Origin of the sequence: Amycolatopsis australiensis, assembly GCF_900119165.1 — a bacterium.
GTDB classification, from domain to species: domain Bacteria; phylum Actinomycetota; class Actinomycetes; order Mycobacteriales; family Pseudonocardiaceae; genus Amycolatopsis; species Amycolatopsis australiensis.
The window spans coordinates 7718341-7741378 of the sequence record NZ_FPJG01000006.1; the positions used below are offsets into that span (position 1 = coordinate 7718341).

General features: G+C 72.0%; 22 protein-coding genes. 11 read left to right on the forward strand and 11 right to left on the reverse strand.

All coding sequences use genetic code 11. From position 1 onward, the window contains the following. The first annotated feature begins 49 nt into the window (after positions 1 to 49). Complete coding sequence (locus tag BT341_RS36775; RefSeq protein ID WP_072480608.1) at positions 50 to 2062, forward strand: prolyl oligopeptidase family serine peptidase; 2013 nt, start codon at positions 50 to 52, stop codon at positions 2060 to 2062. Here BT341_RS36775 and BT341_RS36780 read toward each other — a convergent pair. After that, a complete protein-coding gene (locus BT341_RS36780) occupies positions 2052 to 2366 on the reverse strand; it encodes a DMT family transporter (protein ID WP_072480609.1) in 315 nt (104 codons plus the stop codon). The genes BT341_RS36775 and BT341_RS36780 overlap by 11 nt on opposite strands. Continuing rightward, positions 2366 to 2977, reverse strand: a complete 612-nt coding sequence (locus BT341_RS36785) for an FMN-dependent NADH-azoreductase (protein ID WP_072480610.1) — start codon at positions 2975 to 2977, stop codon at positions 2366 to 2368. The genes BT341_RS36780 and BT341_RS36785 overlap by 1 nt, the downstream gene beginning before the upstream one ends. 78 nt (positions 2978 to 3055) lie before the next feature. Between BT341_RS36785 and BT341_RS36790 the strand changes: the two genes are divergently transcribed. After that, a complete protein-coding gene (locus BT341_RS36790) occupies positions 3056 to 3601 on the forward strand; it encodes a TetR/AcrR family transcriptional regulator (RefSeq protein ID WP_072480611.1) in 546 nt (181 codons plus the stop codon). On the opposite strand, the gene BT341_RS36795 is transcribed toward BT341_RS36790, so the two are convergent. Further along, positions 3598 to 4335: a ferritin-like domain-containing protein gene (locus BT341_RS36795; protein WP_072482379.1), complete on the reverse strand. Its 738-nt coding sequence runs from the start codon at positions 4333 to 4335 to the stop codon at positions 3598 to 3600. The genes BT341_RS36790 and BT341_RS36795 overlap by 4 nt on opposite strands. A gap of 101 nt (positions 4336 to 4436) precedes the next feature. On the opposite strand from BT341_RS36795, the gene BT341_RS36800 reads away from it, so the two are divergent. The 5 genes from BT341_RS36800 to BT341_RS36820 all read left to right on the forward strand — a co-directional run bounded on the left by BT341_RS36800 (position 4437) and on the right by BT341_RS36820 (position 6855). Continuing rightward, positions 4437 to 4598, forward strand: coding sequence for a ribbon-helix-helix domain-containing protein (locus BT341_RS36800; RefSeq protein WP_072480612.1), 162 nt, complete (start codon positions 4437 to 4439; stop codon positions 4596 to 4598). Further along, a complete protein-coding gene (locus tag BT341_RS36805; RefSeq protein WP_072480613.1) occupies positions 4595 to 4924 on the forward strand; it encodes a VOC family protein in 330 nt (109 codons plus the stop codon). The genes BT341_RS36800 and BT341_RS36805 overlap by 4 nt, the downstream gene beginning before the upstream one ends. A gap of 2 nt (positions 4925 to 4926) precedes the next feature. After that, positions 4927 to 5445, forward strand: coding sequence for an MFS transporter (locus BT341_RS46210; protein ID WP_072480614.1), 519 nt, complete (start codon positions 4927 to 4929; stop codon positions 5443 to 5445). After that, the gene (locus BT341_RS46215) at positions 5442 to 5831 is read left to right on the forward strand and encodes an MFS transporter (protein ID WP_218177810.1); all 390 of its coding nucleotides are present in this window, start codon (positions 5442 to 5444) and stop codon (positions 5829 to 5831) included. The genes BT341_RS46210 and BT341_RS46215 overlap by 4 nt, the downstream gene beginning before the upstream one ends. A gap of 247 nt (positions 5832 to 6078) precedes the next feature. Then, positions 6079 to 6855, forward strand: coding sequence for a hypothetical protein (locus BT341_RS36820; protein WP_072480616.1), 777 nt, complete (start codon positions 6079 to 6081; stop codon positions 6853 to 6855). Between the two features lie 377 nt (positions 6856 to 7232). Here BT341_RS36820 and BT341_RS36825 read toward each other — a convergent pair whose 3' ends face one another. The 3 genes from BT341_RS36825 to BT341_RS36835 all read right to left on the reverse strand — a co-directional run bounded on the left by BT341_RS36825 (position 7233) and on the right by BT341_RS36835 (position 11612). Further along, entirely contained in the window at positions 7233 to 10046 is a 2814-nt protein-coding gene (locus BT341_RS36825) for a vitamin B12-dependent ribonucleotide reductase (RefSeq protein WP_072480617.1), read from the reverse strand. A 31-nt stretch (positions 10047 to 10077) separates the two neighbouring features. Then, complete coding sequence (nrdR, locus tag BT341_RS36830) at positions 10078 to 10572, reverse strand: transcriptional regulator NrdR (RefSeq protein WP_072480618.1); 495 nt, start codon at positions 10570 to 10572, stop codon at positions 10078 to 10080. A gap of 572 nt (positions 10573 to 11144) precedes the next feature. Beyond that, entirely contained in the window at positions 11145 to 11612 is a 468-nt protein-coding gene (locus BT341_RS36835) for a LysM peptidoglycan-binding domain-containing protein (protein WP_072480619.1), read from the reverse strand. Between the two features lie 353 nt (positions 11613 to 11965). Between BT341_RS36835 and lexA the strand changes: the two genes are divergently transcribed. After that, entirely contained in the window at positions 11966 to 12625 is a 660-nt protein-coding gene (gene lexA / locus BT341_RS36840; RefSeq protein ID WP_072480620.1) for a transcriptional repressor LexA, read from the forward strand. A gap of 175 nt (positions 12626 to 12800) precedes the next feature. Here the strand turns inward: lexA and BT341_RS36845 are convergent, their stop codons facing one another. The 3 genes from BT341_RS36845 to BT341_RS36855 form a co-directional block, all read right to left on the reverse strand. Beyond that, positions 12801 to 13802 carry an esterase-like activity of phytase family protein gene (locus tag BT341_RS36845; protein ID WP_072480621.1) on the reverse strand — a complete coding sequence of 334 codons (1002 nt, stop codon included), beginning with the start codon at positions 13800 to 13802 and terminating at the stop codon, positions 12801 to 12803. A 70-nt stretch (positions 13803 to 13872) separates the two neighbouring features. After that, on the reverse strand, positions 13873 to 15315 hold the full coding sequence (hflX, locus tag BT341_RS36850; RefSeq protein ID WP_072480622.1) for a GTPase HflX: 1443 nt from the start codon (positions 15313 to 15315) through the stop codon (positions 13873 to 13875). 42 nt (positions 15316 to 15357) lie between these two features. Then, positions 15358 to 15861, reverse strand: a complete 504-nt coding sequence (locus tag BT341_RS36855) for an ArsR/SmtB family transcription factor (protein WP_072482380.1) — start codon at positions 15859 to 15861, stop codon at positions 15358 to 15360. Positions 15862 to 15924: 63 nt separating this feature from the next. On the opposite strand from BT341_RS36855, the gene BT341_RS36860 reads away from it, so the two are divergent. Together BT341_RS36860 and valS are read left to right on the forward strand one after the other, a co-directional pair. Next, positions 15925 to 17178 carry an MFS transporter gene (locus BT341_RS36860; protein ID WP_072480623.1) on the forward strand — a complete coding sequence of 418 codons (1254 nt, stop codon included), beginning with the start codon at positions 15925 to 15927 and terminating at the stop codon, positions 17176 to 17178. A gap of 9 nt (positions 17179 to 17187) precedes the next feature. Continuing rightward, positions 17188 to 19698 carry a valine--tRNA ligase gene (valS, locus tag BT341_RS36865; RefSeq protein ID WP_072480624.1) on the forward strand — a complete coding sequence of 837 codons (2511 nt, stop codon included), beginning with the start codon at positions 17188 to 17190 and terminating at the stop codon, positions 19696 to 19698. Between the two features lie 16 nt (positions 19699 to 19714). Here the strand turns inward: valS and dapF are convergent, their stop codons facing one another. Beyond that, positions 19715 to 20542: a diaminopimelate epimerase gene (gene dapF, locus BT341_RS36870; RefSeq protein ID WP_072480625.1), complete on the reverse strand. Its 828-nt coding sequence runs from the start codon at positions 20540 to 20542 to the stop codon at positions 19715 to 19717. A gap of 9 nt (positions 20543 to 20551) precedes the next feature. Continuing rightward, complete coding sequence (gene miaA, locus BT341_RS36875) at positions 20552 to 21463, reverse strand: tRNA (adenosine(37)-N6)-dimethylallyltransferase MiaA (RefSeq protein ID WP_072480626.1); 912 nt, start codon at positions 21461 to 21463, stop codon at positions 20552 to 20554. Between the two features lie 218 nt (positions 21464 to 21681). Between miaA and BT341_RS36880 the strand changes: the two genes are divergently transcribed. Beyond that, entirely contained in the window at positions 21682 to 22995 is a 1314-nt protein-coding gene (locus BT341_RS36880) for a DUF349 domain-containing protein (RefSeq protein WP_072480627.1), read from the forward strand. The last annotated feature ends 43 nt before the right edge of the window (positions 22996 to 23038 follow it).

The following is a 23038-nucleotide window of genomic DNA, read 5'->3' on the forward strand; positions in this document are numbered from 1 at the left end:
AAACGCCACCCGGTGGCCGCCGGGGCGGCCCTCGGGCAAGACTGGGGGCATGAGTGTGGAGGACCCGTACCTGTGGCTGGAAGACGTGACCGGCGAGGCGGCGCTGAGCTGGGTGCGCGCCCGCAACGACGAGACCCTGGCCGAGCTGACCCGCGGCGCGCGCTTCGCCGAGCTGCGCGACGAGCTGCGTGAAGTGCTCGACGCCGACGACCGGATCCCGTACGTCCGCCGCCGCGGCCGGTACTTCTACAACTTCTGGCAGGACGCGACCCACCCCCGCGGCCTGTGGCGCCGCACGACGCTGGAGTCCTACCGGCAGGCCGAGCCCGAGTGGGAGCTGCTGCTCGACGTCGACGCGCTGGCCGAGGCCGAGGGCGAGAACTGGGTCTGGCAGGGCGCGACCGTGCTGCGGCCGGACTACCGCCGGGGCCTGGTCGAGCTCTCCCGCGGCGGCGCGGACGCGACCGTCGTGCGCGAGTTCGACCTCGACGCGCACGAGTTCGTCGAGGACGGCTTCACCGTGCCGGAGGCGAAGACGCGCATCGGCTGGATCGACGAGGACCGCGTCTACATCGGCACCGACTTCGGCCCGGGTTCGCTGACCAGCTCGGGCTACCCGCGGCTGGCCAAGGAGTGGCGCCGCGGCACGCCGCTCGAGGCGGCGACCCTGGTCTACGAGGGCAAGCCCGACGACGTCTCGATCGGCGCGTCCCACGATCCGACCGAAGGCTTCGAGCGCGACTTCGTCAGCCGCGCGATCGACTTCTACCGTTCCGAGCTGTACCTGCGCACCCCGGGCGGGCTGGTCAAGATCGACGTCCCCGACGACGCCAGCGCGTCCGTGCACCGCGAATGGCTGCTGGTGCGGCCGCGGACGGCGTGGACGGTCGGCGGCACCGAGCACCCGGCAGGCTCGCTGATCGCGATCCGCTTCGACGACTTCCTGGGCGGCGAGCGCACCTTCACCACGCTCTTCACGCCCGACGAGCACACGTCGCTGGACTACTGGGCCTGGACGCGCAACCACCTGCTGCTCGGCACGCTGCGCGACGTCCGCACCGAGCTGCGCACCCTCACGCCGGGCCCCGGCGGCTGGACCGACGAGCCCCTCGCGGGCGGCCCCGAGTTCGGCAGCGCGGACATCTTCGACACCGACCCCGACGTCAGCGACGAGTACCTGATCGACTCCAGCGGCTTCCTGCAGCCGTCGACGCTGAGCTACGGCCACGTCGGCGGAGACGTCGAAGTGCTGAAGCAGGCTCCGGCGTTCTTCGACGCTTCGGGCATGAGCGTCGCGCAGTACTTCGCGACGTCGGAGGACGGCACGAAGATCCCGTACTTCGTCGTGCGGCCCTCCGGTCCCGAAGGCGGCCCGACGCTGCTCACCGGCTATGGCGGCTTCGAGGTGTCGCTGACGCCGTCCTACAGCGGGATGATCGGCCGCGGCTGGCTCGCGCGCGGCGGCACGTACGTCGTCGCGAACATCCGCGGCGGCGGCGAATACGGGCCCGGCTGGCACACGCAGGCGATCAAGGCCGAGCGCCACCGCGTGTACGAGGACTTCGCGGCCGTCGCCGCCGATCTGGTCGAGCGCGGCATCACGACGCCGGACAAGCTCGGCATCCAGGGCGGCAGCAACGGCGGGCTGCTGATGGGCGTCATGCTGACGCGCTACCCGGAGCGGTTCGGCGCGATCGTCAGCCAGGTGCCGCTGCTGGACATGCGCCGCTACCACCTGCTGCTGGCCGGCGCGTCGTGGATGGCCGAGTACGGCGACCCGGACGAGGCCGCGGAGTGGGAGTACATCGCGAAGTACTCGCCGTACCAGAACGTCCACAGTGGACGCAGCTACCCGCCGTCGCTGTTCGTGACCTCCACGCGCGACGACCGCGTGCACCCCGCCCACGCCCGCAAGATGGTGGCGCGCATGCGTGAGCAGGGGCACGACGTCCGCTACCACGAGAACATCGAAGGCGGCCACGGCGCCGCGGCGGACAACGAGCAGCTGGCGTTCAAGTGGGCGCTGGTGTTCGAGTTCCTGTGGGAGCAGCTCACGAAGTGACGCGCGCGAGCACGACCCCGCCGACGATCAGGGCCAGCGCGGCCACTCGGCCCACGCTCAGCGGGTCGGCGTTCACCACGACGCCGAGCACGATCGCGCCGACGGCCCCGATCCCGGTGAACACGGCGTAGGCCGTGCCCACCGGGACGGTGTCCATCGCGCGCGATAGCAGGTAGACCGCCGCGGCGCCGAGCACGAAGCACAGCAGGGTCGGCCACGGCCGGGTGAAGTTGTCCGTCGGCTTGATGCTCTGCGACCAGGCGATCTCGACGAGCCCGGCGAGGACCAGCGTCACCCAGCCCATCAGAGCGCCGCCAAGGCCGCCGCGCGCGAAGCGACCCGCTCGGCTTCGCGCGCGGCGAGGTGCGGGTCGACGAGCGCGTTGGTCAGCTCGGCGTGCACGAACCGGACGTCGTCGACGTCGTAGTGCCCGGCGATGAAATCCCGCAGGTAGCGCTCGTGGTGGTCGAACGGCGCCCGCGGCGTCCCCGGCGCGTACGTCCCGCCGCGGGCGCCGGCGATGACGAACGCCTTGCCCCGCAGGGACATCCGCGGGAACGTCACCTGGTCGATCCACAGCTTGAGCGCGGCCGGGATCGAGAAGTTGTACATCGGCGCGCCGATCAGGACGACGTCGGCTTCGAGCAGCTCCGCGAGCAGCGGCTCGACGATCGACCACGCTTCCTGCTGCCTGGGGCTCTCGACCAGGTCGGCGTAATGCGCGGGGTCGGTGATCCCCGCGGCGAGCACGGCGTCGCAGATCTCCGTCCACGCCTCGCCGATCACCGGGACCGGGTCGGCGGCGAGGTCGCGGTAGGTCCGGGTGCCCGGCCAGGTCGCGGCGTAGCGCGCGGACAGCTCGCGGGAGAACGACGCGCGGCGGGCGCTGGAGTCGAGGTGCAGCAGGTGGGTCACGGTTCCTCCTCAAGTGGACACGGCGTCCGCTTGAGGTCAACTGGACGATGCGTCCGCTTATTCCCTAGGCTGCCGGGCATGCCCGAACGCGCCGACGCGGCCCGCAACCGCGCCAAGATCCTGGCGGCGGCCGAAGAACTGTTCACCGCCCGCGGCGCGGCGGAGGTGACAATGGAGGACATCGCCCGCGCGGCCGGCGTCGGCCGCGGAACGCTCTACCGCCGCTACCCCGACCGCGCGGCCATCGCCGTCGCGCTCCTGGACGAGCACGAGCGCCGGCTGCAGGAGTCGCTGCTGCGCGGCGACCCGCCGCTGGGCCCGGGCGCGCCGCCCGCCGAGCGGCTGGCCGCGTTCTACGCCGCGATGGTCGGCCTGCTGGAGCGGCACGCGCACCTCGTGCTGGGCACGGAAGTCGGCCATTCGCGCTTCGCGACCGGCGCGTACGGCTTCTGGCGGACGCACGTCCGCGTGCTGGCGGAAGCCGCGGGCGCGCCGGACCCCGACGTCCTGGCCGACATCCTGCTGGCGCCGCTCGCGCCCGAGCTGTTCCTGCACCAGACCGGCCGGGGCGTCTCGCCGGAGCGGATCACCGCGGCCCTGCGGCAGCTGGCCGGCCTGCTCTAGACGAGTCCTCGCGGCCGGGCGCGCTTCGGGACGTACCGCGGCTTCGGCTTCGGTTCCTCCCCGCGGATCCGGGCGAGCGCGGCTTCGAACGCGGTCAGCACGTCGGCGACGAACACGAGCCGGCCGACGCCGAGCCGGTGCAGCGCCGGGCCGTGGTCCGCGGCGACCGTGACCGCCACGCCCAGCAGCAGCACCCGCCAAGCGCCGAACACCGCCGCGCGCACCGGCCCGGGGACACCCGCGAAGCCACCGCGCAGCCGGTGGCAGTGGAACGGCACGTGCCGCTCCTCGTCGGCCAGGATGCGGGCCGCGACCTGCGTGACGAGCGGGTCCGTGGTGCCGTCGCGCAGGGCGCGGTAGTACCGCAGCGCGACGACCTCGGCGATGAGCAGCACCATCAGCTCCAGCCGCAGGCCGAGTGCGCGCCGGAGCCACACGAACACCGTGTCGGACCAGTGGTTCGCGATCGTGGGGACGCCGGCGGCGCGCAGGAGCCCGGCCAGCATCCGGGCGTGGTTCTGCTCCTCGGCGACGAAGAGCCGCACAGTGGCGAGGTAGTCGTCGTCCCCGGCGGCCTTGGCGATGAGGTTGGCACCGTCGCCGGCTTCGCCGACCTGGAACCGCTGCACGCTGCGCGCGACGTCCGGGTGCAGGCGCGCACCGCGTGACCACGGCGGATCTTCCCGGCGGCGGCGCCGCTCTGCTTCCGCTTCGAATTCCCGCAACCAGTTCATCGAGCCCGATGATGCCGGGCGGCCGTGGACGCGGTGCACGGGTTTCGTGGAGATCCCGTGAAGGTTGACGCGCTAGCTGGATAGAATGCTAGCATGCTGTCATGGCGGACAAGGACGTCAAGCAGTTCAACGTGTACCTCCCGGTCGACTTGATCCGGGAGGTCAAGCACCACGCCGTCGACACCGGGCAGTCGCTGTCGGCGCTCGTCGCCGACGCCCTGCGCCAGTACCTCGCGAACACCACCGAAGGAGACCCGCGATGAGCACGAACGGCATCGAGGCCGTGTACCTCGAGACGCACAACTGGGGCAAGGCCGCCCAGTTCTTCCAGGCCCTCGGCTTCGAGCTGGACTTCGAGACCGACCACAACTCCGGCCTGCTGCGCAACGGCGACGGGCCTTACGTCTTCGTCGCCGAAGTGCCCGAAGACCGGCCGACCGGGATGAAGCTCGTCCTCAAGGGCAAGGAGGTCACACCCGACGCGCCCGTCGAGGTCGTCTCCCCGTTCGAGGACACCCACTTCGGGACCCGGGAGATGACCGTCCGCGACCCCGACGGGCGGGAGTGGATCGTCCAGGCCGGGAGCTGACCGTGGCCGGCGACCGCAAGCGCGCGCTGGGCATGTTCGTCGTGATGATCGGCGTGCTCCTCGCTGCGGTGGACGGCACGATCGTGGTGCTCGCCCTGCCGGCGATCCAGGCCGGCCTCGGCGTGTCGCTGCCGGCGGTGAGCTGGGTCGTCGTCGGCTACCTGCTGGTCGTCACCGTGCTCGCGACGCAGCTGGGGCGGCTCGGCGACCTGTTCGGCCGGGTGCGGATGTACCGGGCCGGGTTCGCGGTGTTCCTCGCCGGCTCGGCGCTGTGCGCCCTGGTCTGGGCCCCGGCGGCGATCATCGGCTTCCGGCTCGTCCAGGGCCTCGGCGCGGCGCTGATCGCGGCCAACAGCGGCGCGATCATCGCCGAGCTGTACCCGCCGGCCGAGCGCGGCCGCGCCTACGGGTTCAACGCGCTCGGCTACTCGGCCGGCTCGCCGACCGGCTCGGCCCGGTGCTCCCGGCGACCGCCGGGCTGGGGCTCTCGGTCGTCGCGCTGCTGCTCTTCGCCCGGATGACGACGACCAGCAGCCTCTGGCTGCCCGCGCTCGGCAACGTCGTGATCATGATCGGCGGCAGCTTCTTCTACCCGGCCAACAGCTCGGCGGTGATGAAGGCGTGCCCGCCCGAGCGGCTCGGCATCGCCTCCGGAGTGCTGCGGACGTTCGCGAGCATCGGCATGGTGCTCTCGTTCACCACGGCGATCCTGGTCGCGGCGCAGGCGATCCCGCGCGGCACGGCGTTCGCGATCTTCGTCGGCTCGGCCGGCCTGGACGGCCCGCTGGCGACGGTGTTCACCGAAGGGCTGAGCACGGCCTTCTACACCCTGACGGCGATCATGGCCGTCGCCGCGCTGCTGTCGGCCGTCCGCGGCCGCCGAATCGAACCCGCCATTTCCGGATAAACGCGAAACTACCTGAGCGAGTGATTCCACGCCATTCACGCCGACATCACTTCGCGCGCCGCCTAAGCTGTTCTGGTCCCATTCCACCGGTGTCCTCCGGCGGGCGGGTTCCGCACACCGATCGGGTATTCGTGCAGGTCAGCGTGCCAGAGGCCGGGTACCGTCCCAGTGGGCAGATGTTCTGTCCCGGTGCCAGGGCCCCCGGAATTGCCCGGGCGCCGCAGCCAGGAAGGAACCCCGATCAATCATGTCCACATTGCGTCGACTCGCCCTCGCGGGCGCTTTCGCGCTGCCGATTTCCCTCGTCGTCGTCGCCCCTTCGTCGGCGGGCACGCTCGGCGGTCCGTATGAGCCGTGGAGCTCCGAAAGCTCCGCCAGCTTCGCCGGCATCGGCGGCGCGGGCACGACCGAATCGGAGGCGGGTTCCGACTGGTGGGGCCACCACTGGTCGGAGACCGACACCAGCTTCGCCGGGATCGGCGGGGCGGCCGTGACCCACCACGAGGACGCCGGCGACGACTGCGACGATTGGAACGGTGACGACTGGAACGGCGACGACGGCTACGACCACGGCTGGACCGGCCACTGGACCAGCCACCCGGCCGTGTACCACGCGCACGGCGACGACACGGCCGTGACCCACACCGTGTCGCACCCGGACGCGGTGGCACCGGTGCAGCACGTGACGACCGCGCAGCCGGTGGTCGACACGGACACCGACGACGACGCCTCCTACGTCCACGAAACGCACTCGGCGGGCGTGGACGGCGCGACCTCGGCGCACGTGGCGAGCCACGCGGGTGACGACTACGCCACCTACGAGGCGGGCCACCTGGCGGCGGGCCCCGACGGCGCGTCGTCGGCGGGTGTCCACGCGGTGGCGGTCCCGGGCTACGCGGGCTACCACAACTGGTACACGGCGGCCGGCGAGGCCGGGACCGCGGTGCACTCGGTGACCTCGATCGCGGACGCCAACGACCACGACTGGGCCGACGACTACGGTTACGACGCCTACGACGGCTGACGCCGCGAACGACCGAGCCGGGCCCGCGCGGCGGGACCCGGCTCGGTCGCGTTCAGCCCCCGGACCGCCAGGCTCGCACCGCGATACCGTCCGGCACAACCGGAAGACCTCCGCCGGGCTCCGGTCGGCCCTCTCGACCACCCGCCGCGAGAACTGCGGGAACTCCCCGCTCGCGACGACCTCGCGGATGTACGGGCCCACGCTCGTCCGCCACTACAGGACTCCCGGCTCCAGCCTGCCGCACACTGGCTGGCCGACGGACGGTCCGCGTTGGACCTGGTCGGCCGGCGGCTCACCCTGCTCACCGGCCCGGGCGGCAGGTGCCGGCGCGCTGAACCCGGCCGGCCGGGGTGGCGGTCACCCCGGCCGGCCGGTTGTCAGCTACAGCCCGACGTCGCGCCGCAGCCTTCGCAGGCGTAGCACGAGCCCGCCGGGCGCATCTTCGTGCCGCACGTCATGCACAGCGGGGCGTCCGCCGCCTTGCCGAGGCGCAGCTCCATCAGCTCCGTCGTCGTCTGTGCTTCGCGGTGCGGGTGCTCCGGCTCCTCCGCGTGCGGCTCCGGTGAGGAGTCCACTGTGGACTGCAACGCCTCGAGGTCGACGCCCGGGTTGCCGTAGCTGGCTTCGACCTCCGCCGAGCGCTCGTCGGCCGACAGGATGCCCAGCTGCGAACGCTTTTCGTAGGGCAGGTAGTCCAGCGCCAGGCGGCGGAACAGGTAGTCCATCACGCTCGTGGCGATCCGGATGTCCGGGTCGTCGGTCATGCCCGCCGGCTCGAAGCGCAGGTTCGAGAACTTCGAGACGTAGAACTCGAGCGGGATGCCGTGCTGCAGGCCCACCGAGATCGACATCGAGAACGCGTCCATCACGCCGGCCAGGGTCGAGCCCTGCTTGCCGAGCTTGACGAAGATCTCGCCGAGCCCGTCGTCCGGGTAGGAACCCGCCGTCAGGTAGCCCTCGGCGCCGCCGACAGTGAACGAGACCGTCTGGCTCGGGCGCTTCTTCGGCAGGCGCTTGCGCACCGGCCGGTACTCGACGACCTTCTCCGGTTCCGCCTCGGCCTTCTCCTTCTTCGCCGACGAGAGCGGCTGGCCGACCTTGCAGTTGTCGCGGTAGATCGCCAGCGCCTTGAGGCCGAGCTTCCAGCCCTGGAAGTAGATCTCCTCGACGTCCTCGACCGTCGCCGACTCCGGCATGTTGACCGTCTTGGAGATCGCCCCGGACAGGAACGGCTGCACCGCGGCCATCATCCGGACGTGCCCCATCGGCGCGATCGAGCGCTCGCCGACCGCGCAGTCGAACACCTCGTAGTGCTCCGGGCGCAGCCCCGGCGCGTCGACGACGTGGCCGTGCTGCGCCACGTACTCGACGATCGCCTCGACCTGCTCGTCCAGGTAGCCCAGCGCGGTCAGCGCGCGCGGCACGGTCTGGTTGACGATCTGCATCGAGCCGCCGCCGACGAGCTTCTTGAACTTGACCAGCGAAAAGTCCGGCTCGATGCCGGTCGTGTCGCAGTCCATCATGAAGCCGATGGTGCCGGTGGGCGCGAGCACCGACGCCTGCGCGTTGCGCCAGCCGTGCTTCGTGCCGATGTCGATGCCCTTCTTCCACTCCTCGGTCGCCAGCGCGCGGACCGCGGCGTCGTTCGAGTGGTAGGTGCGGACCAGCTCGTTCGCCGCCGCGTGCTTGCGCATCACGCGCTGGTGGGCCTCGGCGTTGCGGGCGTAACCCTCGTACGCGCCGACCGCGCGGGCCAGCTCGGCCGAGCGCCGGTAGGAGACGCCGGTCATCAGCGACGTGATCGCCGCGGCGAGCGCGCGGCCGCCGTCGGAGTCGTACGCGTGGCCCAGCGCCATCAGCAGCGCGCCCAGGTTCGCGTAGCCGATGCCGAGCTGGCGGAACTTGCGCGTGGTGTCGGCGATCGGCTCGGTCGGGAAGTCGGCGAAGCAGATCGAGATGTCCATCGCCGTGATGACGAACTCGACGGCGCGGGCGAACAGCGGCGCGTCGAACGTGCCCTCGGGCGTGACGAACTTGAGCAGGTTCAGCGAGGCCAGGTTGCAGCTGGAGTTGTCGAGGTGCATGTACTCGCTGCACGGGTTGGACGCGGTGATCCGGCCGGACTCCGGGCAGGTGTGCCAGTCGTTGATCGTGCCGTCGTACTGGATGCCGGGGTCGGCGCACTCCCACGCGGCCTGCGCCATGCTGCGGAAGAGCTTCTTCGCGTCGGTCCGCTCGATGACCTCGCCGGTGAGCCGGGCGCGCAGGCCGAAGTCGGTGCCGTTCTCGACCGCCTGCATGAACTCGTCGGACACGCGCACCGAGTTGTTCGCGTTCTGGTACTGCACCGACGAGATGTCCGCGCCGGAGAGGTCCATGTCGAACCCGGCGTCGCGCAGGACCTTGATCTTCTCCTCTTCGCGCGCCTTGGTCTGGATGAACTCTTCGATGTCGGGGTGGTCGACGTCGAGCACGACCATCTTCGCCGCGCGCCGGGTGGCGCCGCCGGACTTGATGGTGCCAGCGGACGCGTCGGCGCCGCGCATGAACGAGACCGGCCCGGACGCGGTGCCGCCGGAGGTGAGCAGCTCCTTCGAGGAGCGGATGCGGGAGAGGTTGAGGCCGGCGCCGGAGCCGCCCTTGAAGATGAGGCCCTCCTCGCGGTACCAGTTGAGGATCGACTCCATCGTGTCGTCGACGGCGAGGATGAAGCACGCGGAGACCTGCTGCTTCGACGGCGTGCCGACGTTGAACCAGACCGGGGAGTTGAAGCTGAAGACCTGGTGCAGCAGCATCCAGGTGAGCTCGTGCTCGAAGATCTCGAGGTCCTGCGGCGTGGCGAAGTAGCCGTGGTCGCGCGCGGCCTTGACGTAGGTCTTCACGACGCGGTCGATGAGCTGCTTGAGGCTGCGCTCGCGCTGCGGGCTGCCCACGGCGCCGCGGAAGTACTTGCTGGTGACGATGTTGGTGGCGTTGACCGACCAGAACTCGGGGAACTCCACGCCGCGCTGCTCGAAGTTGACCGTGCCGTCGCGCCAGTTGGTCATCACGACGTCCCGCTGCTCCCAGGTGACCTGGTCGTACGGGTGCTGCCCTTCGGTCGTGAAGACGCGTCGCACGCTCAGCCCGCCGGCGGCCTTGCTCTTCTTGCCGGCGGCCGCGCCGGCCCCGGTTCCCACGGTTTCGGTCATCGGTCGAACCCTCACTCCCGCAGCGGGACGGTCAGTCGCCGTCTTCCCGCTGATCGCTCTTCTCCCGGTCAGCAGCACCCGCCATGGCCTCACGCAGGTCGGCGATCTCCTTCTCGAAGTCCTCGACCGAGGAGAAGGAGCGGTAGACGCTGGCGAACCGGAGGTAGGCGACCCCGTCGAGCTCACGCAGCGGGCCCAGGATGGCCAGGCCGACCTCGTGGCTCGGGATCTCCGCCAGCCCGGCGGAGCGGATCGACTCCTCCACGCGCTGCGCGAGCTGCTGCAGCGCGTCGTCGTCGACCGGCCTGCCCTGGCAGGCGCGGCGGACGCCGCTCATCACCTTGTCCCGGCTGAACTGTTCGGTGACCCCGGACCGCTTGACGACGGCGAGCACCATCGTCTCCGACGTCGTGAACCGCCGTCCGCACGACGCGCACGAGCGCCGCCGCCGGATCGCCTGGCCTTCATCCACCTCTCGGGAGTCGACGACCCGAGAGTCCGCATGCCGGCAGAACGGGCACCTCATCCGCCGATCACCTTCCCCTCCGCGCCGGCCGCCCCGGTCGACGTCCCGCGGCCACCCAAGCACCCCGGCACCTGGTGATCGTTTTGTGGACATCCGGTGGGTAAGGGCCGACCAGCTGTGGACAACTGCTGTCCAGCCTACCCCAACCTGTGGACCAACTACAGCGGTGTAACTACTACATATAGCGGGCGAGCGTAGAACTCGGCGGAGGTGTGCGCAAGCGAAACGGCCATCGCCGGACCCACCCGGGTGAGAGGTGAACCGGCTCCGCGGCGCCGGGGTGGCCGCACGCCGTCCGGGCCCGGACGGCCGGGGCACGGGCGCCGGGGCATCGCCGCCCAGGTGCGGTCGCGATCGGCGCCTCGGCACGGTGCCGGCCGGCGGCTCCGGGTCGCTCGTTCGCCGCAGCCGGCGGTTTCACCGGGGAGAGTGAATTCCGGCGGGCGCGGCGGGTGGACCATCCCGCGGTCCGCCGAGGTCCACGCCCCAGGCATCGGCGACGGGCGGCCTCACCACACCGGGCGCGAAGGCCGTCGCCTCCCGGCACCGCCGCCACGGGCACGGACTTGTCCTCACGGCGCCGGAACGGCGTCCGCGACCGGGACCGTCAGCGGCAGCCCGGGCACCAGGACGGCGCCGTCGAGGCGGTTCAGCTCCTTGATCCGGGCCACGACCGCGCTCGTGTCGCTGCCCGGCGCGAACTGCGCGGCCAGCGACGAGAGCGTGTCGCCCTGGCCGACCGAGACGGTCGCCGTCCGCTCCGGCACCGGTGCGCTCGCGGTCCCGCCGCCCAGCAGGCCCAGCGCGGTCACGACCAGGCAGCTCGCGACGGCCAGCGCCGCCAGCCACGGCCAGCGCACGGGCACGCGGCGGGGCGCGGCGCAGGGCGCGCCCGCCGGACGCCGGCCCGCCACGACCCGCGCACGGGTCGGCGGGCGGTGCACCTCGCCGCGGCGCCCGCGCAGCACGCGCACGGGACGGGGCTGTGCCGGGACCGGGGTCGCCGGGCGGGCGTGCCCGCGTTCGGCCAGAATGGACATCCGAACCTCCTCGAAACCCTGGTGTCCGCCCGTATCCGCCGGCCGAGGCGGCCCGTGGATCAAGGTCGAACAAGCGTTCTATCGAACGCCCGTGCGAAGGTCTACCACCTACCACCGACAAAATCGAGCGGACACGGCGTGTCGATCGAACAGATGTTTGAAATCGCCGTGCCCGGGGGCTAACGTCGGTGACCAGGGCATCTGCCGGGCAGATGCCGCCGGCGAGGCTGCCCGCACCCGGCGGGCGGCGGCCGGCGCGCGATACGTGCAGCGAACGTCTGGGAGGCGACGCAGTGGCGAAGGAGAACAAGGCGGGCAGGACCAGTGGGTCCCCCGGGGGCAGTGTGCACCCGATGCCCGAGGTGTACGACGTGGACGAGACGCTGACCGTCCGCCAGCAGCAGGTGCTCGACGTGATCCGCTCGTGGGTGAGCCGGTTCGGCTACCCGCCGAGCGTCCGCGAGATCGGCGAGGCGGTGGGGCTGACGTCGACGTCGTCGGTCTCCCACCAGCTGCGCGCGCTGCAGCGCAAGGGTTACCTGCGCCGGGACGCGAACCGTCCCCGCGCGGTGGGCGTGCTCTCCGCGACGGACGACAACCCGATGGGCATCGAGATGGACCAGCAGCCGGTCATGCCGAAGGCGGCGTACGTGCCGCTGGTCGGCCGGATCGCCGCCGGTGGCCCGGTGCTGGCCGAGCAGGCGATCGAGGACGTGTTCCCGCTGCCGCGGGAGATCGTCGGCGAGGGCGAGCTGTTCCTGCTGAAGGTCACGGGCGATTCGATGATCGACGCGGCCATCACCGACGGCGACTGGGTGGTGGTCCGCCAGCAGCCGGACGCGGACAACGGCGACATCGTCGCGGCGATGATCGACGGCGAGGCCACGGTCAAGACGTTCAAGCGCAAGGGCGGCCACATCTGGCTGATGCCGCACAACGAGGCGTACGAGCCGATCCCGGGCGACGACGCCACGGTGCTCGGCAAGGTGGTGGCGGTGCTGCGGCGGCTGTGAGGTCCGCGGTGGCCGGATCCGGGGGCAGGTACGGTCGCCGCCTGCGGCAGGTGGTGGGAAGCCCGGTCCCGCCCGCCTGCCCGATCGGGTGATTTTCGCGGGTGCGCCGGAGCGCGCGGCCTCCTGGCCGGCGCGCCCCGCACCCGCGGTATGGGTCGCTGTGGACGGCGGGACCTCAGCCGCGGCGGCGGCGCAGCCTGGTGAACCCGAACCACCCCAGGCCCACCACCGCGATCGCGATCCCGGCCGCCGGCAGCACCGGTACTCCCCCACCGTCCGAACCGGACGCGCCACTCGCGCCCGCCGCGGGCTTTCCGTCCGGGGAAGGCGCCGCCGAAGCAGCCGAAGCCGCCGCGCCGCGGACCGCGCGGATCGGCTCGCCGACCCCTTCGCTGCCCGACAACAACGTCCCGTCGGGGTCGAACGCGATCGCCTCGCCCTGCTTCTCCCCCGGCAACGGGATCCGCACCGGGTTGCGCTGCAACGCCGCCAGGACGTCTCCGTCCGGGGCGGCGTAGAGATAGGCGTCCGTGTACGTCCGCAGCGCGATCACCGTGCCGTCGGCCGTCGACGCGCCTCCCGTCACCAGCACCGATCCGATCGAGCCCACCGGGCCGCCCTGGGTGTCGGTCGTCGCGATCTTCACCGTGCCGACCTTCTCCAGGTTGGTCGGTCCGGGACTCGCCAGCGGTCCCGACGGCCGGTACACCCGCGCCTCGCCCAGGATGTCCTTGGTGATGAGGTACGGCGTCCCCGTCTTGTCCATGATCAGCGCTTCGGTGTCGTGCTGGCCGTCCGGGTAGGTGAGCCGGTGCAGCGTGACCCTGCCCTGCGGGCTCATCTCCAGCAGGGCGACCGTCAGCCGGCCCTTCTGGTTGTCGCCGGTGTCGGACAGCCACAACGTCCCGTCGGGCGTCCGCGCCAGGTCCTCGACGTCGAACGGGTCCGTCCGATCCGTCAGGACCTTCTGGACCTTGCAGTCCCTGCCCAGCACGAACACCTGGACCTTGCTGCCGCCGTCGTTGATCGCGTACAGCTTCGAGCCGTCGGAAACCAGGCCGGACAGCTCGCCGATGCGCGAATCGCCGACCGTGCACAACGTCTCCGGAGACGCGGCCCAAGCCGGGGCGGGCCCGCTCAGCACAGCCAAGAAGGCCAAGACAACCAGCCAGCGCACCCAGCCACCTCCGGGGAGATTCCAGTGTGCGACCCCTTCGGTCGCACACTGGAACCTACTGGGAGACGTGTCAGGCCCTGGTCGAGTTGGTCTCGTACTCGCGCAAAGCCGCGGCGAGGTCCGGGCGGACCCGCACCAGCAGGCGCGTGCCGTCCTCGACGTGCTCCTCTTCGAGCACCTCGCCGTCCGCGTGCGCCCGCGCGACCAGCTCGCCGCGCGAGTAGGGCACCAGGACGTCGACCGTGACCTCCGGCCGCGGCAGGCGGTCGGCGATCACCTCGACGAGCTCCGCGATGCCCGCCCCGCTGCGCGCCGAGACCTGCACCGAGCCGGGCAGCGCGTGGCGCAGCCGGGCCAGGCTGACCTCGTCGGACGCGTCGATCTTGTTGATCACCAGCAGCTCCGGCGGGAGCGGCTCCTTGCGCTTGCGGGTGATCTCGCCGAGCACCTCGCGCACGGCGCTGACCTGCTCCTCCGGCGCCGGGTCGGACCCGTCCACCACGTGCAGCAGCAGGTCCGCGTCCGCGGCCTCCTCCAGCGTCGAGCGGAACGCGTCCACCAGCTGGTGCGGCAGGTGCCGCACGAACCCGACGGTGTCGGTCAGCGTGTAGCCGCGCCCGTCGGCGGTCTGCGCGCGCCGCGTGGTCGGGTCGAGGGTCGCGAACAGCGCGTCCTCCACCAGCACCCCGGCCCCGGTCAGCGCGTTGAGCAGGCTCGACTTGCCGGCGTTGGTGTAGCCGACGATCGCCACGCTGGGCACCTCGTTGGCCAGCCGCCGCCCGCGCTTGGTCTCGCGGATGGTGTCCATGGCCGCGATCTCGCGACGCAGCTTCGCCACGCGCTTGTTGATCCGCCGCCGGTCGGTCTCGAGCTTGGTCTCACCGGGACCGCGCAGGCCGACGCCGCCGTTCGCGCCGCCGGCGCGGCCACCGGCCTGCCGGGACAGCGAGGCGCCCCACCCGCGCAGCCGCGGGATCAGGTACTGCAGCTGGGCCAGCTCGACCTGCGCCTTGCCCTCCTTGGACCGGGCGTGCTGGGCGAAGATGTCGAGGATCAGGGCGGTCCGGTCGATGACCTTGACCTTGACCTTCTCCTCGAGCTGGCGCAGCTGGCCGGGCGAGAGCTCGCCGTCGCAGATCACGGTGTCGGCGCCGGTGGAGGAGACGATGTCCCGCAGCTCCTTGACCTTGCCCGAGCCGATGTAGGTGGCCGGGTCCGGCTTGGTCCGCCGCTGGATGAGGCCTTCGAGGACCTCCGAGCCCGCCGTCTCGGCCAGGCGCGCCAGCTCGGCCAGCGACGCCTCGGACTGCAGGGCCGTGCCCTCGGTCCACACGCCGACGAGCACGACGCGTTCCAGCCGCAGCTGCCGGTATTCGACCTCGGTGACGTCGTCGAGTTCGGTGGACAACCCGGCCACGCGCCGCAGCGACGCTCGGTCTTCGAGCTCCATCTCGCCGGTCGACGGGTCGTACAGGTCGTCGTCGTGGTCTTCGGTGTGTGTCAGTTCTGTCATCGTGCCTCCATGTTCCCACGATTCGCCGCGGGAACCGAACTTTTACGAGCTGGGATAGGTGGCGAGGTAGATCGCGGTGCGCTCCGCACCGGGACGGCGGGGACGCGCGCGGAACTCCTCGAACAGGGCTTCGAGCCGGGCTTCCAGCTCCGCCCGCTCCTCGGGGGCCACCTGGACGACCAGGCGTGTCTGGTGCACGCCCGCGAACCCGGTTTCGGCGATCTCGGCCAGGTACGCCTCGAGCATCGCCTGATCCACGCCCTTGTCACCGCATGAGTCGAGTGTCCACGAAAGCCCCGTCGAAAGATACGGAATTTCCCTGGCGCCCCGTGCCCCGCGGCGCGGCGGCTGCGCGGCGAGGAACCCGGTCTCGACGAGCTTGCGCACGTGGTGCAGCGTCGTCGCCGGGTCGCGGCCCAGCCGTTCGGCCAGCTCCTTGTTCGTCAGCGCCTCCGAGAACGTCAACCGGATGATGCGCAGCCGTATTCCCGAGGCCAGCGCCGCGGCCTCGGCTTCGGTCGCGGCGCGCCGTTTCCCGTCAGGCACGCGCACAGCCTAGACGGAACAGTGATTGACAGTTTCCAATCACTCCCGCCACACTCGGGAACCATGCACCGGGGGTCACTCTTCCGCCACGCCGACTTCCGGCGGCTGTGGGCCGGCGACACGGCAAGCCAGCTCGGCACCAACGTCGGCTACACCGCCATCCCGCTGCTCGCGGCGGTGACGCTGGCCGCGACGCCGTTCGAGATGGGCCTGCTCACCGCGGCCGAGACGACCGCGTTCCTGCTGATCGGGCTGCCCGCCGGGGTGTGGGTCGACCGGCTGCGCCGCCGCCGCGTCATGCTCGCCGCCGACTTCACCCGGTTCGTCCTGCTGACCACCGTGCCGCTCGCCTGGTGGGCCGGGGTGCTGACGCTCGCCCAGCTGCTGGTGGTCGTGCTGTGCACCGGCGTCGCGACGGTCTTCTTCGACGTCGCCTACCAGTCCTACCTGCCGTCGCTGGTCGGCCGGGAGCACCTGCTGGAGGGCAACACGAAGCTGCAGTCGGTCCAGTCGGTCGCGCAGATCGCCGGGCCGAGCGGCGCCGGCGTGCTGGTCCAGCTGGTCAGCGCGGCCAACACCGTGCTGATCACCGGCCTCGGCTACCTCACGTCGGCCCTGTTCCTGCTGCGCATCCGCACCGTCGAGCCGCAGCCGGAGCGCGACGGCCACGCCCGGCTGCTGCCGCAGATCGCCGAAGGACTGCGGTTCGTCTTCTCCGACAAGCCGCTGCGGGCGATCGTGGGCACGACGGCGACGGCGAACTTCTTCAACAGCGCGCTCATGGCCGTGCAGGTGCTGTTCCTGACGCGGACCGCCGGCCTGCCGCCCGCGGCGGTCGGCGTGCTGCTGGCCGCCGGTGGCGCCGGCGGGATCCTCGGCGCGCTCTGCTCGGGCACCCTGACGCGGCGGATCGGCCAGGCCCGGGCGATCTGGCTGGTGCCGCTGTTCACCATGCCCGGCCACCTGCTGGTGCCGCTCGCCGCGCCGGGCTGGCGGCTCGGTCTCGCCGGCTTGGGCCTCGTCGCGGGCGGCTTCGGGATCATCGTCTACAACGTCGCCCAGGTCTCCTACCGGCAGGCGATCTGCCCGGACCGGCTGCTCGGCCGGATGAACGCGAGCGTGCGGTTCGTCGTCTGGGGCACGATGCCGCTCGGCGGGCTGCTGGGCGGCGGGCTCGGCGAATGGCTGGGCCTGCGCGGCGCGGTGTGGGTGGCGGTCGCCGGCGAGGTCGCGGCGGTGCTGTGGGTCCTGTGGTCACCGCTGCGGCGCATGCGCGACCTGCCGACCGAGGCGAAAACCGGTTCCGGAGCCGCCTAGAGTTGCTTCATGAGCAGCCCTTACGAGCGCCCACGAGTCCCGGACAAGGTCGGTGTCGACGGTCTGGAGGCCAAGTGGGTACCCGTGTGGGAGTCCACCGGCCTGCACCGCTTCGACCGGACGAAGACCCGGGACGAGATCTACTCGATCGACACGCCGCCGCCGACGGTCAGCGGCTCGCTGCACATCGGGCACGTCTTCTCCTACACCCACACCGACGTGCTGGCGCGGTTCAAGCGGATGCGCGGGCTGGAGGTGTTCTACCCGATGGGCTGGGACGACAACGGCCTGCCGACCGAGCGCCGGGTGCAGAACCACTTCGGCGTCCGCTGCGACCCGTCCCTGCCGTACGACCCGGAGTTCCGGCCGCCGGAGAAGCCGGGCAAGGACGTCGTCGCGGTGTCGCGGCGCAACTTCGTCGAGCTGTGCGAAGCCCTGACGGTGACCGACGAGCAGGTCTTCGAGCAGCTGTGGCGGCGGCTCGGGCTGTCGGTCGACTGGACGATGACCTACCAGACGATCGGGCACGACGCGCGGCTGATCTCGCAGCGCGCGTTCCTGCGCAACCTCGAGCGCGGCGAGGCGTACCAGGCCGAAGCGCCGACGCTCTGGGACGTCAGCTTCCGGACGGCGGTGGCGCAGGCCGAGCTGGAGGACCGCGAGCGCCGCGGCGCGTTCCACGACCTCGCCTTCACCGGCCCGGACGGCGAGGACGTCGTGATCGCGACGACCCGGCCCGAGCTGCTGCCCGCCTGCGTCGCGCTGGTGGCGCACCCGGACGACGAGCGGTTCCGGCCGCTGTTCGGCAAGTCCGTGCGGACGCCGGTGTTCGGCGTCGAGGTGCCGGTGCTGGCCCACCACCTGGCGGATCCGGAGAAGGGCCGCGGCATCGCGATGGTGTGCACCTTCGGCGACACCACCGACGTCACGTGGTGGCGGGAGCTGCGCCTGGCGACGCGGGTGGTGCTGGGCCGCGACGGCCGGTTCCTGCCGGACGCGCCGTCCGGCGTGCCGGCGCAGCCGTACGCGCCGCTGGCCGGCAAGACCGTCCACACGGGACGCGAGATCATGGTGCGCCTGCTGCGCGAGGCCGGCGCCCTCCGGGGTGAGCCACGGCCGATCACCCATTCGGTGAAGTTCTACGAAAAGGGCGACAAGCCCCTGGAGATCGTCGCCAGCCGGCAGTGGTACCTGCGCAACGGCGGCACCGACCCGGCGTTCCGGGAGAAGATGCTCGCCCGCGGCGAAGAGCTGGACTGGGTGCCGAAGCACATGCAGGTGCGCTATGCGGCGTGGGTGGGGAACCTGGCCGGCGACTGGCTGATCAGCCGCCAGCGGTTCTTCGGCGTGCCGATCCCGCTGTGGTACCGCCTCGACGAGCACGGCGAGCCGGACTACGACGCGCGCCTGCTGCCGGACACGTTGCCGGTCGACCCGAGCAGCGACGTCCCGCCGGGGTTCACCGAGGACCAGCGCGGCGCGCCCGGCGGCTTCGCCGGCGACCCCGACGTGATGGACACGTGGGCGACGTCGTCGCTGACCCCGCAGATCGTCGGCCGCTGGAGCTTGGATGACGACCTCTTCGGGCGAGTCTTCCCGATGGACCTGCGGCCGCAGGCGCACGAGATCATCCGCACCTGGCTGTTCTCGACGGCGGTGCGCGCGGAACTGGAGCACGGCGCGCTGCCGTGGCGGGCGGCCTCGATCGCGGGCTGGGTGCTCGACCCGGATCGCAAGAAGATGTCGAAGTCCATCGGCAACGTGATCACCCCGGTGGACCTGCTGGAGCGGTTCGGCTCGGACGCGGTGCGCTACTGGGCGGCGAGCGCGCGCCCGGGCGTCGACACGGCGGTGGACGAAGGCCAGATGAAGGTCGGCCGCAGGCTGGCGACGAAGCTGCTCAACGCGAGCCGGTTCGTGCTCGGCCTCGGCGTGCCGGCACCTGCCGCGGCCGTGACCGAGCCGCTGGACCGGGCGCTGCTGGCTTCGCTTTCGGCTGTCGTTTCGTCGGCGACGGCGGCCTTGGAGGCGTTGGACTACGCGCGGGCGCTGCAGGTGACGGAGACGTTCTTCTGGACGTTCTGCGACGACTACGTCGAGCTGGTGAAGGGCCGCGCCTACGGCGACCGGGGCCCGGACGCGGCATCTTCGGCGCAGGCGGCGCTGGTCACGACGTTGTCGGCGCTGCTGCGGCTGTTCGCGCCGTTCCTCCCGTTCGCGACGGAGGAAGTCTGGTCGTGGTGGCAGGAGGGATCGGTGCACCGCGCGCCGTGGCCGTCGGTCGCCGCCGAGGGTGACCCGCGGCCGCTTTCACTGGCGAGCGAGGTGATAGCGGCGGTCCGCCGGGCGAAGACGGACGCGCGGGTGTCGATGCGCACGGCAGTGGAGACCCTGACGGTGACCGCCCCGGCGGACGTGCTGGCCCGCTTCACGCGGATCGAGCCGGACATCCGGATCGCGGGCGCGATCGCCTCCGTGGAAACCCGCGAAGGCGAGTTCGCGGTCGAAGCGAAGATGTGACGCAGGTGGGCCGCGGTCAGGAACCGGCGGCGGCCCACCAGCCTTCGTCGATCTCCCCGCGCGCCACGATCTCCGCCGGGCCCGACAGGGTCGACGCGCCGCGGGACACCGTCACCGCCACCCGGCCGCCCGGGACGTCCACTGTGGACGCGCCGGTGTCCGTGCCCGCCAGGTGGAACGCCGCCGCCACCGCCGCGACCGTGCCCGTGCCGCACGCCCGCGTCTCCCCCACCCCGCGCTCGTGCACGCGCATCCGCAGCGCGCCCTCGCCGAGCCGGTTGACGAACTCCAGGTTCACCCCGTGCGGGAAGACGTCGTGGTCGAAGTCCGGCTGCTCGCGCAGGTCCAGGTCCGCCACGTCGTCGTCGAGCAGGGACACCAGGTGCGGGTTGCCGACGTCGACGGCCACGCCGGAGAACGGGCGGCCCGCCACCATCGTGACCGACGTGCCGGTGATCGTCGCCGGTCCCATGTGGACGGTCACGGAGCGGTCCGGGTGCACCACCACCGGCCGGTCGCCCGCGCGGGTGCCGACGACGAACCCGCCCTCGGCCGCGAGCCCGGAATCGACCAGGTAGCGGGCGAAGACGCGCACGCCGTTGCCGCACATCTCCGCGATCGACCCGTCGGCGTTGCGGTAGTCCATGAACCACTCGCCCGCGGACGGCTCGTCGAGCGCCGCGGCCCGGACGACGCGCAGCACGCCGTCGGCCCCGAGGCCGCGGCGGCGGTCGCACAGCGCGGCGACCCTCGCCTCGGTCAGCTCGAGGCGGCCCGCCGGGTCGGGGAGCAGCACGAAGTCGTTCTGCGTGCCGTGCCCCTTGAGGAACTCGATTCCGCCCATACGTCCAGATTACCGGGCCAGGGTATCCAGGACGCGTGCGGCCAGCCCCGGCTCGGCGCCGTCGAACCAGTGGATCCGCTGGTCGCGCCGGAACCAGGACCGCTGCCGCCGGACGAACCGCCGCGTCGCCTGCGCCGTGGCAGCCGCTGCCGCGTCGAAGTCGCCGTCGCCGTCCAGCTCGGCGAGCACCTGCTGGTAGCCGAGCGCCCGCGACGCCGTCTTGCCTTCGCGCAGGCCCCGCTTCTCCAGCTCGCGCACCTCGTCGACCAGCCCGGCGGCGAACATGCGCCGGACGCGCTCGTCGACGCGCCCGTCGAGCTCCGCCGGGTCCCGGTCGACGCCGATCACGACCGTGCCGTAGCGGGCCGGCCCGGGCTTGGGCAGGTTCGCCGAGAACGGCTCGCCGGTGATCTCGATGACCTCGAGGGCGCGCACGATCCGCCGCGTGTTGGTCGGCAGGATCGCGGCCGCGGCGGCCGGGTCACGCTCCCCCAGCCGGGTGTACAGCGCGGCCGTGCCGAGCTCCGCGGCTTCCGCGTCGAGCCGGGCCCGCACGGCCGGGTCGGTGCCCGGGAAGCGCAGGTCGTCGAGCACGGCCTGGACGTAGAGGCCGGACCCGCCGGCCAGCACCGGCACCTTGCCGCCGGCCAGCAGCCGCTCGATCGTGGCGCGGGCGTCCCGCTGGTAGGCCGCGACGGACGCCGTCTCGGTGACGTCCAGGACGTCGAGCAGGTGGTGCGGGACACCGCGCCGCTCGGCTTCGGTGGCCTTGGCCGTGCCGATGTCCATGCCCCGGTAGAGCTGCAGCGCGTCGGCGTTGACGACCTCGCCGCCCAGTTCCAGCGCCAGCTCGACGGCGAGCGCGGTCTTGCCGGTGGCGGTCGGGCCGACCACCGCGACCGCGGCGACGGAGCTGTTCACGACGGCCGACGATACCGGCGGGCCGCCACGGAGCGTCCACCGGAAGTAGGATCACGACCTTCGAGTGGCTCATCCGGTACCACGGTGCGCGCTGAGCTGCTTGAATGCCGCGTGGGGCCGTTGCATCCGAGCACGGCCCGTGACGACCGCATTACCCGGCCCCGCTTCCGCGGCGGGGCGCCCGCGCGAGCGGGCGTACAGGCGATAAGGAGCCTGCGATGGCCCAGGAGAACACTTCCACCGGTACCCCGGCCCCGCACCCGGTGCCGCACGCGCTGCACGCCGGGCACGCCGCCCCGCCCGTGCCGCCCGCCGAACCCGCCCCGTCGACCTGGGGCCGGATCGACGACGAAGGCACCGTCTACGTCATCACCGCCGAGGGGGAACGCGCCGTCGGGGTCTGGCAGGCAGGCAGCCCCGACGAGGGCCTGGTGCACTACGCCCGGCGTTTCGACGACTTGCGCACCGAGGTCGAGCTGCTGGAGACCCGGCTGATCTCCGGGGCAGGCGACCCGAAGCACGCGCTGACCAGCGCCACCCAGATCCGGGAGGGGCTGGCCGAGGCCGCCGTGGTCGGTGACCTGGCGGCGCTGGCCGCCCGGCTGGACTACGTCATCGCGCACGCCGAGAAGGCGCTGGCCAGTGCGAAGGCGGAGCGGGAGGAGGCCCGCGCGGCCGCCGTCGCCCGCAAGCAGGCGCTCGCGGAGGAGGCCGAGAAGATCGCGGCCGAGTCGACCCAGTGGAAGGCGGCGGGCGACCGGCTGCGCGCGATCCTCGACGAGTGGAAGACGATCAAGGGCGTCGACCGCAAGACCGACGACGAGCTGTGGAAGCGCTTCTCGAAGGCCCGCGAGGCGTTCAACCGCCGCCGCGGCTCGCACTTCGCCGAGCTCGACAAGCAGCGCGCCGCGGCGAAGCAGCGCAAGGAGGAGCTCATCGCCGAAGCCGAGGCGATCAGCGAGTCCGACGACTGGGGCGAGACGGCCGGCCGCTACAAGGACCTGATGGCCGAGTGGAAGGCCGCGGGCCGGGCCCCGAAGGACAGCGACGAGGCGCTGTGGCAGCGGTTCCGCGCGGCCCAGGACAAGTTCTTCGCCCGCCGCTCGGCGGTGTTCTCCGAGCGCGACGCGGAGTTCGCGCAGAACGCGGCCCGCAAGGAGGAACTGCTGGTCGAGGCGGAGAAGATCGACGCGACGGCGAATCTGGAGGCGGCGAAGAGCGCCCTGCGCCGCATCCAGGAGCAGTGGGACGAGATCGGCAAGGTCCCGCGCGAGCGCATCCGCGAGCTGGACGGCCGGCTGAAGGCGGTCCAGGACGCGGTCAAGGCGGCGGAGGACACCCGCTGGCGCCGCACGGACCCGGAGGCCCAGGCCAGGGCGGCCCAGTTCCGCGAGCGAGTGGCACAGTTCGAAGCCCAGGCGGCGAAGGCCAGGGCGGCCGGGGACGAGCGGCGGGCCAAGAAGGCCGATGAGCAGGCCGCGCAGTGGCGGGAGTGGCTGCAGGCTGCCGAGGCTGCGGTCGCGGACCGCTGAGGTCTTCGGCTGCACCAAGGCCCCGGGGCACTGAGGTCCCGCG

Coding starts and splice junctions, on each gene's coding strand:
- BT341_RS36775 (WP_072480608.1), top strand. CDS start 50: ATGAGTGTGGAGGACCCGTACCTGTGGCTGGAAGACGTGACCGGCGAG.
- BT341_RS36780 (WP_072480609.1), bottom strand. CDS start 2,366: ATGGGCTGGGTGACGCTGGTCCTCGCCGGGCTCGTCGAGATCGCCTGG.
- BT341_RS36790 (WP_072480611.1), top strand. CDS start 3,056: ATGCCCGAACGCGCCGACGCGGCCCGCAACCGCGCCAAGATCCTGGCG.
- BT341_RS36795 (WP_072482379.1), bottom strand. CDS start 4,335: ATGAACTGGTTGCGGGAATTCGAAGCGGAAGCAGAGCGGCGCCGCCGC.
- BT341_RS36800 (WP_072480612.1), top strand. CDS start 4,437: ATGGCGGACAAGGACGTCAAGCAGTTCAACGTGTACCTCCCGGTCGAC.
- BT341_RS36805 (WP_072480613.1), top strand. CDS start 4,595: ATGAGCACGAACGGCATCGAGGCCGTGTACCTCGAGACGCACAACTGG.
- BT341_RS46215 (WP_218177810.1), top strand. CDS start 5,442: ATGACGACGACCAGCAGCCTCTGGCTGCCCGCGCTCGGCAACGTCGTG.
- BT341_RS36820 (WP_072480616.1), top strand. CDS start 6,079: ATGTCCACATTGCGTCGACTCGCCCTCGCGGGCGCTTTCGCGCTGCCG.
- BT341_RS36825 (WP_072480617.1), bottom strand. CDS start 10,046: ATGACCGAAACCGTGGGAACCGGGGCCGGCGCGGCCGCCGGCAAGAAG.
- nrdR (WP_072480618.1), bottom strand. CDS start 10,572: ATGAGGTGCCCGTTCTGCCGGCATGCGGACTCTCGGGTCGTCGACTCC.
- BT341_RS36835 (WP_072480619.1), bottom strand. CDS start 11,612: ATGTCCATTCTGGCCGAACGCGGGCACGCCCGCCCGGCGACCCCGGTC.
- lexA (WP_072480620.1), top strand. CDS start 11,966: ATGCCCGAGGTGTACGACGTGGACGAGACGCTGACCGTCCGCCAGCAG.
- hflX (WP_072480622.1), bottom strand. CDS start 15,315: ATGACAGAACTGACACACACCGAAGACCACGACGACGACCTGTACGAC.
- BT341_RS36860 (WP_072480623.1), top strand. CDS start 15,925: ATGCACCGGGGGTCACTCTTCCGCCACGCCGACTTCCGGCGGCTGTGG.
- valS (WP_072480624.1), top strand. CDS start 17,188: ATGAGCAGCCCTTACGAGCGCCCACGAGTCCCGGACAAGGTCGGTGTC.
- dapF (WP_072480625.1), bottom strand. CDS start 20,542: ATGGGCGGAATCGAGTTCCTCAAGGGGCACGGCACGCAGAACGACTTC.
- BT341_RS36880 (WP_072480627.1), top strand. CDS start 21,682: ATGGCCCAGGAGAACACTTCCACCGGTACCCCGGCCCCGCACCCGGTG.